General features: G+C 40.7%; 8 protein-coding genes and 1 pseudogene. 4 read left to right on the forward strand and 5 right to left on the reverse strand.

Annotation, left to right across the window (positions count from 1 at the left end; all coding sequences use genetic code 11):
* Positions 1-503: 503 nt before the first annotated feature.
* Positions 504-1709: an anhydro-N-acetylmuramic acid kinase gene (locus tag CIK86_RS16175; RefSeq protein ID WP_086998210.1), complete on the reverse strand. Its 1206-nt coding sequence runs from the start codon at positions 1707-1709 to the stop codon at positions 504-506.
* A gap of 481 nt (positions 1710-2190) precedes the next feature.
* On the opposite strand from CIK86_RS16175, the gene CIK86_RS16180 reads away from it, so the two are divergent.
* Both CIK86_RS16180 and CIK86_RS16185 read left to right on the forward strand, forming a co-directional pair.
* Complete coding sequence (locus CIK86_RS16180) at positions 2191-3219, forward strand: NADP-dependent oxidoreductase (protein ID WP_011329763.1); 1029 nt, start codon at positions 2191-2193, stop codon at positions 3217-3219.
* A 49-nt stretch (positions 3220-3268) separates the two neighbouring features.
* Positions 3269-3886, forward strand: a complete 618-nt coding sequence (locus tag CIK86_RS16185) for a glutathione S-transferase (RefSeq protein ID WP_011329762.1) — start codon at positions 3269-3271, stop codon at positions 3884-3886.
* Between the two features lie 97 nt (positions 3887-3983).
* On the opposite strand, the gene CIK86_RS16190 is transcribed toward CIK86_RS16185, so the two are convergent.
* The gene (locus CIK86_RS16190) at positions 3984-4292 is read right to left on the reverse strand and encodes a YkgJ family cysteine cluster protein (protein ID WP_176359701.1); all 309 of its coding nucleotides are present in this window, start codon (positions 4290-4292) and stop codon (positions 3984-3986) included.
* A gap of 116 nt (positions 4293-4408) precedes the next feature.
* The gene (locus tag CIK86_RS16195) at positions 4409-6355 is read right to left on the reverse strand and encodes a RecQ family ATP-dependent DNA helicase (RefSeq protein ID WP_086998213.1); all 1947 of its coding nucleotides are present in this window, start codon (positions 6353-6355) and stop codon (positions 4409-4411) included.
* Positions 6356-6606: 251 nt separating this feature from the next.
* Here CIK86_RS16195 and CIK86_RS16200 point away from each other — a divergent pair, with 251 nt between their 5' ends.
* Entirely contained in the window at positions 6607-7911 is a 1305-nt protein-coding gene (locus CIK86_RS16200; RefSeq protein WP_086998216.1) for an NAD(P)/FAD-dependent oxidoreductase, read from the forward strand.
* Positions 7912-8338: 427 nt separating this feature from the next.
* Positions 8339-9112 (forward strand): annotated as a pseudogene (locus tag CIK86_RS16205) (DUF2235 domain-containing protein); the annotation flags it as partial.
* 167 nt (positions 9113-9279) lie between these two features.
* Here the strand turns inward: CIK86_RS16205 and CIK86_RS16210 are convergent.
* Together CIK86_RS16210 and CIK86_RS16215 are read right to left on the reverse strand one after the other, a co-directional pair.
* A complete protein-coding gene (locus CIK86_RS16210; protein WP_058374703.1) occupies positions 9280-9480 on the reverse strand; it encodes a ribosome alternative rescue factor ArfA in 201 nt (66 codons plus the stop codon).
* Positions 9481-9900: 420 nt separating this feature from the next.
* Positions 9901-12438 (reverse strand): TonB-dependent receptor, encoded by a 2538-nt coding sequence (locus tag CIK86_RS16215; protein ID WP_086998219.1) that lies wholly within the window; start codon positions 12436-12438, stop codon positions 9901-9903.
* Between the last annotated feature and the right edge of the window lie 199 nt (positions 12439-12637).

Consider the following 12637-nt stretch of genomic DNA (forward strand, 5'->3'; position numbering starts at 1 on the left):
AACAGCCACTGTAAAATTTTTTTGAATTAGTATAGTGCAGTATTTATTAGTGAAAACTTTAATCAAAGGGGGGATAAAAACTAGCCGTAAAATAACGCTGAGTCAACCAAGGAATGAATATACATTCAGATTATATGAATATATATAGTCAAAAATAGTTATTAACAGCCCATTTACACTGCATTTAATAACTATGCCTTATGTTTTAAAAAAGCGCATAGTTGATTTGGATGGGTTTGGTCTTTTTAGTTATAAAAGTGCACCACTAAGGCCTGAGGGGCGAAACTAAGGGAGGATTGGTGCATCTTTAAAAAGTAAATAAGCAATAACATTTTTATAATAATTAAAGCGCAGCTGCAATTAATTACTACAAAACAATATTCACGCTAATGGCCGCGCAAAAAAATAAGCTTACCCTATAACAGTAAGTCGCAGTTATGCAAAGGCCAAACAGTGAGTTTGGCTAGGTCTCACCTAAAAACTTAAGCTTAGAATATGTGGTTTCAATCTGCAAAACTCACTTTACCCATAGTAACGCCTGCAATTCCTTGAGCTTTATTATCAAGGTGTAGCTGCTCACCGGCTAAGCATTCGTTAGCTAAAATAGCAAAAAGTACCGCTTCTTTCGCGTCGGGATCAACCCCTAATGCGTGAGTATTTTTAAAACCTTTTATGGCCGGACAAAGCGTTACTAAATGTTGCATTAAGAGTAAATTGTGAATGCCGCCGCCGCTGGCATACACCACACTATTGGGCGCCATTTTTACACACGTATTTAGCGCATTGGCAATAACCTCTGCGGTAAAGCGGTTTAAGGTGGCCATTACGTCTTGATGACTTAACTTTTGGGTATTTGAAGCCTGTTGCGCAGCCTCTAAATAAGCCAAATTAAACACTTCAGGGCCAGTAGTTTTTGGCATTTTTAGGGTTAAAAAATGATTGTCGCAAAGCGCTGTTAGTAACGCACTATTAATAACGCCCGCTTTCGCTATCGCAGCGTTTTCATCGTAATGCATGTTATTAAAATAACGCTGCACATAGGCGTCCATAATGGTATTACATGGGCCAATGTCAGAGCTAAATACTGCGTTGCTATCACCATTTTGGGGTAAAAAAGTGAGGTTAGCTATACCGCCCATATTGAGTAAAATACGATTTTCGTCAGAGCTTGAAAAAAATAAATAATCACCATACACGGCAAGTGGTGCGCCCTCGCCGCCTGCTGCTATATGCTTTTGCCGAAAATCGCCAATGGTAGTAATACCTGTAGTAACGGCTATTTGGTCGCTATCGCCAATTTGTAAAGTGCCATTGTTAAAGTCGTTATACTGATGCTGGCTTTTAGGGCAATGGTAAATAGTTTGTCCGTGGCTGGCTATTACGTCTATGTTGGCTGGGTTTATCTGCCAGCTTTTTAAACACTGATTAACCATGTCACCATGTAATTTACCAACCCAAGGGTGCAGTAACGTAAGGTATTCTAAGTTGCATTCACGCTTGGCGAATACCTGCTTTATTTTTGTTTTATAATCATCGCTATAATCAACCGTAGTAAACTTTAAAACCTCAATTTGGGTATGCACACCCGCGGCAGTTATTTTACATAAGGCAACATCAAGCCCATCTAACGAGGTACCACTCATTAGGCCTATAATTAATCGGCTTGGCTTTAACGCACTGTTATAAAGCTTACTAATGTGTGGGTGCATAATAATTTCGCATCTATTGTTGTTAAGTTAATAGCATTCATTTTAGAGTAGTTTAAATAAAAGTTATAGCGCTATAGAAATCAGTTAATCCACTTATAAACTCACCTTAGAGTAAATACTCACACCTTGGGGTTGATTTTTTAACCGTGTGCCCAAAACTCCTGTATTAAGATATACATACTTAACCTGAGCTCTGGTTAAGAGATTTACTAACGTATTGAATCATCGTTATATTTAATTTTATTTTCTCTAGCCAGAGGTTTTCAGTGAAAACAAGGCGAATTTACGCGTCAATAGCTGGCCTATTGCAAGTAAATTCAACGCAGTTAGCGCTGAAAATAGCTGCTTGAGATAAGTTTATTCTCCGGAGCTCAGGTTTCTTACTACTTATCTGCGCATTATTGTTTAGTTTCAACTTTGCTTTAAACACAAACTAAAACATTCAGATCAAAGTAGTTCACTCATCTATTGGAGATTTTATATGTCAGTAACCAGTCGACAACTCACGTTAGCATCACGCCCACACGGTGCTCCTACCGATGAAAACTTTGCATTAAAAACACTAGAGCTGCCGCCATTAAAAAATGGTGAAGTATTACTGCGTACCATTTACTTATCCCTTGACCCTTACATGCGTGGCCGCATGAGCGACGCTAAATCGTATGCCGACCCAGTAAATGTTGGCGACGTGATGGTTGGGGCAACTGTATGCCAAGTTCAAGAGTCTAAAAACGACTCCTTTAGCGAAGGCGAATGGGTATTGGCTTACACTGGTTGGCAAGACTACGCTATTAGCAACGGCGAAGGGTTAATGCAATTAGGCAAAGAGCCTGCTAATCCTTCGTATGCACTAGGTATTATGGGAATGCCGGGCTTTACCGCTTATATGGGATTACTTGATATTGGTGCACCTAAAGCAGGTGAAACCGTGGTCGTTGCTGCAGCAACAGGCCCTGTGGGCGCTACCGTTGGCCAAATTGCAAAAATTAAAGGCTGTAGAGTCGTCGGCGTTGCCGGTGGCAGTGAAAAATGTAAGCACGCAGTAGAAGTATTAGGTTTTGATGCCTGTATTGATCACAAAGCAGATAATTTTGCACAGCAACTTGAACAAGCCTGTGATAACGGTATTGATGTTTATTATGAAAATGTGGGCGGCAAGGTATTCGACGCCGTATTACCCCTTCTCAATACATCAGCACGCGTACCTGTGTGTGGTTTAGTGTCGCAGTATAATGCAACCAGCTTACCAGAAGGCCCTGATCGTTTGGGTATGCTAATGGGGCAAATACTCTCTAAGCGTATTAAGATGCAAGGCTTTATTATTTTTGACGATTATGGCCATCGTTATGATGAGTTTGCAACCGCTATGCAGCAATGGCTACAAGATGGAAAAATTCAATACCGCGAACATATGGTAGAAGGCATCGAAAATACCATTACTGCCTTTAACGATATGATCAGCGGGAAAAACTTCGGTAAAACCGTAGTTAAAATTAACAGCCCACTTTAAATTTAATGCGTTGTTATCTGTACAAAATGGCAATGCAACAAGGATTACTATGATCAAGCTACATCATTTAAATAAATCACGCTCAAAACGTATTATCTGGTTACTAGAAGAATTAGCCGTAGATTATGAAATAGTTGCTTACCAACGTAATAAAGACACTTTTTTAGCCCCAGATGAACTTAAACATATTCATCAGCTTGGTAAGTCGCCGGTGATAGAAGATGATGGGATTATTGTTGCCGAGTCGGGCGCAATTACCGATTACCTCATTACTAAATACGGTAACGGAAAGTTTGCACCTAAAGCAGGCACTAGCGATTATGTTGATTATCAGCAATGGCTACACTTTGCCGAAAGCTCAGCTATTTTACCGCTGCTGCTTAAAATGTTTGTATTAAAAGATGGCGCTAAAACCCAGTTTTTAGAAGGTTACGCCGACGCCGAAACAGCTAAAGTAATAAGCTACTTTAACGATCGCCTAGCAGGCAAACGTTACTTAGTAGGCGACACCCTAACCGGCGCCGATTTTATGATGTCGTTTATTGTCGAAATTGTTAAAAACTCAGGTCAACTAGCGCACTTTAAAAACCTAGTTAAGTACGATGAGCAATTACAAAGCCATGAAAAATTTCATACCGCACAAGAGCTTGAAGCTAAATACGATTAATAATCGGCTGCTATTAGTTTTATAGTTATACCAATTACATTAAATTAGTACACATTTAAAAAGGGCCTTGGGCCCTTTTTACGTTTGCTGTAATAATTTAAATTCCGCCTAGCTCGCGCTCGGTAATACACTCATCTGACGCCATTTCAAATTCGCGACACACTAACGGGCGGTTTTCGTAAATAGAACACATGAGTGTGTTGCGATCGAGGGCTTGGCACCAGCCATCATCGGCACGTTTCATTACTTCGCTGCCCCATTTATCGTATTCAATATAATGAAATGGCACACCGGTATCTGTCACTATGCGTACTTCTAATTGGCAGCAACAGGCTTGGCAATTAGCACACGTAACAGGCTCTGGGGTGGTGGTGAGGTTTTTAACCGGAATAACAATTTGAGGCATAGTGGCTTAATAAAATAAAGTAAGCCACTAGGATACACCAACTAAGCTCAAATCGGCAGAGTAAATCTATCTCTAGGGGCTATTTTAAAGGCTAACTAGGTTAAATTTAGCTAATATTATGCTAGCTGACGCGCCAGTAATTTCGCTTTAATATCACTGTAGCGCATCGCTTCACACAGCGCAAAACCACTCAATTGGCGCACTTTATTGCGTGCAAATAAAGGCACGCTCATGCCCGCTAAAAAGCGACATTGGGTTTCTACACCTACGTTATTAATGCCTTTACTGGCTAGATGCTGTAAAAACTCATCTACTTTTTGATAAATTACACTCTCATCAACAACATCTGCTTGCACTGAATATTCAAGCTTAACACTGTGGCCTCTGCATACTGAGCAATGGCCGCATTGCTGGGGCGCATTTTGATCGTCAAAATAACGGGCAAGGTTGTAGCTTAAACAGCTTTGCAACTCAAAAAAGCGTACCAATGTAGCTATACGTTTTATTTCGGCTTGTTCTTTATCGGTAAAATAATCATGCAGTTGCTGCGCAAGTTCAGGGTTGTTTATCACCTCACTATGCACTTTATACACTTGGGTAATACGTTTGGTTTCTAGGGTAATAAGCTGTTTTTCGGCTAAGTAGTCAAGCGCCGCAACCACTCGTTTTCGATCGACTTGCGCGGCTTGTGTCAGGCTATCAAAATTAAGCGTGCCCCATACTTTTTTAAAATCGGTATGGCTAAATATTTGCGTTAAAAATGCTTGGCGCTGCTCATCAAACTGGCCTAGCAACTCGTTTTTATCAACCAAAAACTTATATTTAAAATCGGCGTAGTAAGCGTATTGCGGCGTAATTGCACCTTGCATTTCTAGCTGTACTAACAAAGTTTTAAGCGCAAGTTGCCTAATATTACTGTCGCTTGAAAGGCTATATTCTTGCATTTCCCATTGCTGCTGCGAGCTGTGGTGCTGGCGAATATCGTTAATTACATGCTCAATACCGCTTAGCTCTGGGGTGTCGCCATACACAAAGTTCTCTACAGTATTTAACCCATCAAGGTTGGCTAAGGTAAAACACTGTGACGGGTTACCATCGCGCCCTGCTCGGCCTATTTCTTGGCTGTAGTTTTCAATCGATTTAGGTAAGTCGTAATGAATAACAAAGCGAATATCGGCTTTATCTACGCCCATTCCAAAAGCAATCGTAGCCACTACTACATTAATTCTACCACCCATAAAGTCATCTTGAATTTGCCATCTGAGTGTATCTTCAAGCCCAGCATGATACGCCACAGCTTGCAGCCCTTGATTGCTAAGCATATTAGCCACTTGTTCGGCACTTTGCTGCAAGGTAACATACACAATACCTGGGCCATTTTGTGCGCTAATAATGTTAGCAAGCTCGGTATTTTTATCCGCCGTTTTTACACTCAGCACACTTAAGTCTAAATTAGCGCGGTAAAAACCGGTTTGTACAATGCATTCTGGGGCAATGGCAAAGCGCTCGGCCATATCGCGCTTTACTTTTTTAGTCGCGGTGGCGGTTAATAATAATACCAGCGGAATATTAAGCTCTTCACGGTAGCGTGGTAGTTTTAAGTAGTCGGGTCTAAAGTTGTGTCCCCACTCAGAAATACAGTGCGCTTCGTCAACAACCAACATAGACACTGCTATTTGGTTAATAAACTCTCTAAAACGCTCATTTTTAAAGCGCTCAACCGACACCATTAAGACTTTAATTTTACCGCTGCGAACATCGTTCATTACGGTACTGCTTTGCATTTGATCTTGGCTCGAATCAAGGCTGGCAGCATAAATACCTTTGCTGTTTAAAAAGCTAATTTGATCTTTCATCAATGCCAATAAGGGCGATACCACTAAGGTTAAATTCGGTAAATGCAACGCGGTTAATTGATAACACAAAGACTTACCCGAGCCGGTTGGGAATATTGCCAACGACGATTGCCCATTTAACAACTGCTCTATGGTTTGCTGCTGCCCGCCTCTAAACTGATTAAAGCCAAAGTGTTGCTCAAGTGATTGAATTAGTGGCGCGCTCATAAATGTCCTTTAGATAACTAAACAATAGTCATGCTTATAAAAATGCGGTGTAGATGAAATATTTGCAACTCAGTATACAACAAATAACATTATTTATTGCTGACATCAGTTTTATTTAGGCGCAAACTAGGCAGCCATAGAATGAGTAATAACTACTTGTTGCCAAAATAATTTATTGATACCCAAGTCACCTTAAAAAACCAATAAAAAATACAGATCACTTGGGTATATTATTTTTTAAGGGCAGCGTTATGAATATTACCACACCTAAAATCGTCGTTATTGGCGGTGGGGCTGGCGGATTAGAGCTTGCAACCCAACTAGGACATAAACTAGGAAAGAAAAAACACGCAGACATACTACTCATAGATAAAAACCGCACCCACATATGGAAGCCGTTACTGCACGAAGTAGCGACCGGCTCTATTGACCCAGATTTAGACGGCGTAGTGTACAGCGCTCATGCCGCTAAACATCATTATCGCTTTCAGCTTGGTACATTTTGTAATATTGACCAAAGCAATAAAACCATTACCCTCGCACCACTTTATGACGAATTAGGCCACACTATTTTACCCGAGCGCAACGTGCGCTACGACCACCTTGTTATTGCCATAGGCAGCGTAAGTAACGACTTTAATACCCCTGGTATAAAAGAGCATTGCTACTTTTTAGATTCGAATCTGCAAGCAGAGCGCTTTCAGCATTCGTTACTCGACAGCTTTACCCGCCTGCACCAAGACGACAATCAACAACAATCATTAAACATTGCCATTGTGGGCGGCGGCGCAACCGGTGTAGAACTCTCGGCTGAGTTGTATCATGTTTCTGAGTTATTAAAGCTATACGGCTTAACTAATATGTCGTCCAAACGTTTACATATTCATTTAATTGAAGCCGGGCCACGCATTTTACCCGCACTTCCCGAGCGCATTGCCGTTAGTGCCAAGCGCGAGCTGCTAAAATTAGGGGTTAATGTACGCGAACAAACGCAAGTAAAAGAGGCCACCGAGCACGGCTTCATTACCAAAGACGATGAGCACATTAATGCCGATATTATGCTTTGGGCTGCAGGAGTAAAAGCTCCTGATTTTATTAAAGACCTAGGTATTTTTGAGCTCACTCGCAGCAATCAAATTCAAGTTAACCAATTTTTACAAAGCACGGTTGATGACAGCATTTTTGTATTGGGCGATTGCTGCGCCTTTACCCAAGCCGACGGCAAACAAGTGCCACCGCGGGCGCAATCGGCGCATCAAATGGCGCAATGTGTTGAAAAAAATCTTATAGCCACATTAAAACAGCAACCATTGAGTGGCTTTAAGTACAGCGATCACGGCTCTTTAGTTAATCTGTCTCGCTACAGTACAGTTGGTAATTTAATGGGTAATCTCACCAGTAATAGCTTTTTTATTGAAGGTAAAATTGCCCGCTTTATGTATATTTCGCTCTATCGCATGCATCAACGCGCCATTCACGGCAGTGCAAAAACCTTTGCCTTGTGGATCAGCGAAAAAATACTGCGCGTGGTACGCCCTAAAATGAAGTTACATTAGGGTCTGTTGATCTTTCAAGGTTAAATTTGCAGCAGTGTGTTTGGTATTTAGGCAAGGCAGAGCCTATGTGGTGTGGTTATTCCCCATAAATAGGCGATAACGTAGCATCAATGCCAAACATGCGCTGCCCGAAGGGTTCTGCCTAGGGGCGATTAACTCTTTGTTGCTCGGTTTTTACTTAGCCCACTAGGTTAAAAATCTCGCGCCGTGATTAAATCGCCCCTAGTTTGAACAAATTTTAATCCGCAAAGGTTAACAGACCCTAAAGTTTTGCAGAGTTTAAACACCACAGCGGTGAATTTATTACCGCTGTCATTAATATTTAACACTTTTACATTATATATCCAAACCATCTCAAAATGCAAAGTTCAGCATTTCAAAGGCTTGCTTTGGGTATAAAGTAAAAAAGCTTAGGAGGTAATATGCAATGACGGCTAAAACACTCATTTTTAACTTTGATGGCACCGGTGCTGAGCCTAGAGACGCCGAGCAGTTTAGTGCTGATCATTTTAAAGAAGACAGCAGTATTTCTAATATTCTTAAACTACACTTACTCGCTGGCGGACAACTTAATAACTCTCCTAATACTAAATTAACCAATCAACTTAGTTTTTATTATCAAGGTATTGGTACTAAAGGCAGCCGCTTAAAACGTTTTTTAAATCAAACACTCGCACCACGTAACGACGATGTAGCTAGCATTTTAAAACAAGCCCTAAGTGATTTTAAAAGCCATTATAAGCTAGGCGACATTGTCTTATTAACTGGTTTTAGCCGAGGCGCTGCACTCGCTAGGCGCTTAGCAAAATTATTAGAACCATTAATAAGTGAGCAAGTATACCTGTGTGTATTTGACACTATTGCCTCTATTGGTTTATCAAAAATAACCAAAGCGACCCGTGGCGCAGAGCATGTAATTTTTGAAAACCACACCATAGCAAGTAATGTTACTCAAGCCTTACATTTTGTAGCCCTGGATGAAAAGCGTCGCGCGTTTGAACCCACACTAATGAACCAACAAAGCAACATTACCGAATTGTGGTTTGCTGGTGCGCATTCTGATATTGGTGGCGGTTACTATCGCGATGGTTTAGCCGATATTTGCTTACGCTATGCAATAGAGTGGTTAATCTCGCAGCCGTTAAATATCACCTTTTTAACTAGTCACGATATTGACTATATAGCCTTACTACCTAACAATAAAACAGCGCTCAGGCATTAAGTTTCAGGTAGAGACTAGGCTAGCTGAAGGTGGAAGTTTACATAGCACTATTAGCAACAAGTGCGAGGCGAAAGTAATAAGTTAAGCTAGTACCTAATCTCTAATAACTAAAAGCATTAGCAAAAGCCCTATTTGATCACAGCTATTTAAGCGGCGATTAAATAGGACTCTTGTCCTGAATGCTTGTTGCTGCGCTTAAAAGAGCCTTTACCTTTTTTAGCTTTAACCACTTGTGGTTTAAACACTTTAGAGGTAACCAGTGCAGCCAACGCATTGTGCCTTATAACACCGCGGCCAGTATCTACGGCGCTGTTAGTGGCCGTTTTTGTTTTCGATTTTTTAGTCATCATTTTCCTATAAACCAACTAATTATAAAATAGATTGTATGTTACTTAACCTGAACTCTGGTTAAGAGATTTACTAACGTACTAAATCATAGTTATATTTAAATTTATTTTCTCTAGCCAGAGATTTTCAGTGAAAACAAGGCGAATTTACGCGTCAATAGCTGGCCTATTGCAAGTAAATTCAACGCAGTTAGCGCTGAAAGTAGCTGCTTGAGATATATTTATTATCCAAAGTTCAGGTTAATTATATATGGCGATTGTATGCTTAATTTACAAGCTTGCAAGTGATTTAAAGCGCCATTTAAAAAATATGTCACTCCCCCTTCCCCCCCTATTTCACAGCCCTCATTTGTATAAAATTAAGGCAAAAAAAAGCGCAGTAAATAACTGCGCTTGTTACTGTTTAGCTGCTATTAAATATTAAAAGCTAAAGCTTAATTTTGCATAGTAGCTACGGCCATCAAAACCATAAGGTACGGCACGTAATGGGTATTTAAATCCGCCATTAGAGATAAAGTTAAGTACTTCATCATCACCTAATTCATCTGGCGTTTCGTCAAATACGTTATCAGCACCAACCGATACAGCAAACGTATCGTTAATTTGGTAAGTCACGTTTAAATCAACCAATACTGCTGACTCAACCGTGCTGGTAGGCTTAAATGAACCCGTAGGTGATAAAAACCCAGGTAACGAAATATGGTCGTTAGCAAAGTATTTAACATCGGTTTCGCCAAAGTAGTTAAAGCGTATCATTGAACTATAAGCATCGCGCTCATAATCAAAGGTTAACGTACCACGCTCACCTGGTTGGCCGTCTGTTAAAAAGCTGCTTTGTATATCATCAAGCGCGACATTTTTTGGAATACCGGGTGCTGCATTTACATTATCAATTTTAGTTTCGTTTAGGTTACCCGCAAAAGTAATACCTAAGTTACCACCGTCCAGTTCAGTACGGTAAGATGCAATAATATCAACACCTTGCGTAGTTGAATCTAAAGAATTTGAGAAATAGTTTGCTTGCACTGCACCGGTTGCTTGTAATGCAGCAACTGCCTCTGCACTAAATGCCACATCATCTGCTGATAATAAACTACCTAGCGTTATACGGTCTTTAATTTCTACGTGGTAAAAATCAACCGTTAACGAAAGCTCGCTGGTTACATCATAAACAAAGCCTGCGCTTAAGTTTTTAGATGTTTCTAGCTCTAAACTATTAACCCCTAAAGCAGAAGGAAATGCCGAACCTGTGGTTGCTGTAAACGATTGGCTTAACGTGCCGTCTGAGCCTAAGTTAGTGGTAAACGCTGTATAGCCACTTTGTTGTAACGACGGTGCTCTAAAGCCTGTAGATGCAGCAGCGCGCACGGCAAAGTCATCATTAAACTCATAACGCGTTGCTAATTTACCAATTAAATCATCGCCTGCATCCGAGAAATCTTCGTAGCGCAGTGCACCACTTACGTTCCATGCATCGGTGATCATGGTTTCAGCATCTACATAAAATGCATAACTGTCGCGGCTTTGTGAATTTGACGCTTCAGGGCGCAAACCGTTATAAGCTTGAAAACCACACTCTGCAAATTGATTAGGATCGTTAACTGACGGATACGAGGTATCCATATTAGCTAAACCACACGCATAAGAAGCTTCTTCCCCTGGGACTATTTCGTAATTTTCTTTACGATATTCTGCGCCAAACGAAACATACAAAGGTTCATTTCCTATATCTATAATACCGCTTATATCCATATTAAGCGTTGTTTGATCAAAACGGAAACCACCTGAATACCCACCACTTGGGCCCGCATTAGCTGCTATATCAGCGTCACTCGCATTTGGGTTATTAGCAACATACTCTGCCGCATACGAGGCATTAATGCTGTTACGTGAAGTAAAGTCGTATTGGTTTTCACCATACACAGCCGATGCATCGTAATACCAATCAGAATTAATTTCGCCTTTAAGCCCAAGCGCAAGTGAAATATCTTGTGCTTCGTTAAAAATCTGCGGTAAAAAGCCATCTGCGTATACTTGAGTTACGTTTTTGCCAGCTTCATCAAAGTTTCGATAAAAACCATTGCCTAAAGCAGTACGTTCAGAATAGCCACCAAATGAGTAAAGCTCATTATCGCCAACCGGCAGTGACATATTATAAAATAGTGAGGTAAATTCGCTCTCTGCATTACCTTGGCTCCAGCGTACATCTTTAGAAAGCGTACCCGGTGCTACATCGAGTGAGCCGCCAATATCGCGCTCTGCACGGTTAGTGCTTTGTGCATCACGGTGCTCAAGTGATAGGTTAATGAACCCACCTTCGCTGCCTAAATCAAAACCACGATTTAAGCCAACCGATACTGTTTCGCCATCGCCTTCGCCGGTTTCGCTATATTGTACATAACCTGTAGTAACGCCTGTTGAATTGTTAAGCGATAAGTTAATAACCCCTGCAATAGCATCAGAGCCATACTGTGCTGCAGCGCCATCGCGTAGTACTTCAACACCTTTTAAAGCAACTAGCGGAATCGCATTCATATCGGTGCCCGCTGAACCACCACCAACCGTACTGGTTAAACCAAAAATGGCTTGATTATGACGGCGCTTACCATTTATTAATACTAATGTTTGATCTGGCTGTAAGCCACGTAAAGTGGCAGGTCTAAATAAATCAGAGCCGTCAGATACTTGCGTACGCGAAAAGTTAAATGAAGGTGCGGTTGCTTGTAAGCTTTGCCCAAGTTCGGTAAAGCCACCTTTATTTAGATCGTCCGCGTCAATTAAATCAATAGGAGATGAAGATTCAGTAGAAGTACGATTAGATACGCGTGACCCTAATACTGATATTTGCTCAATATTTTTTACAGCTTTAACCGGTGCTTCTTGTGCGTTAACCATGCTTGGCGCGCTAAAAGCAAAAGCAACGGCAACAGCGAGTGTGTTTAAACGATATGTTGACATAGTGACGACCCTGTTTTGTGTTCTTATAATTTATAAAAGGTTGTTACATACAAACCTTGCTGCCAACATCCTAGCAACATATATAAATAAAAAGATACTAAAATGCATAAATAATTAGTCTATGTATGCAAATAACTTCTAAAATAGAAAATTAACACCTTAAATAGATTAAAATACCAGCAACTCGGCATTTTATTTT

This window comes from Pseudoalteromonas sp. JB197 (assembly GCF_002332205.1).
Lineage (GTDB): Bacteria > Pseudomonadota > Gammaproteobacteria > Enterobacterales > Alteromonadaceae > Pseudoalteromonas > Pseudoalteromonas nigrifaciens.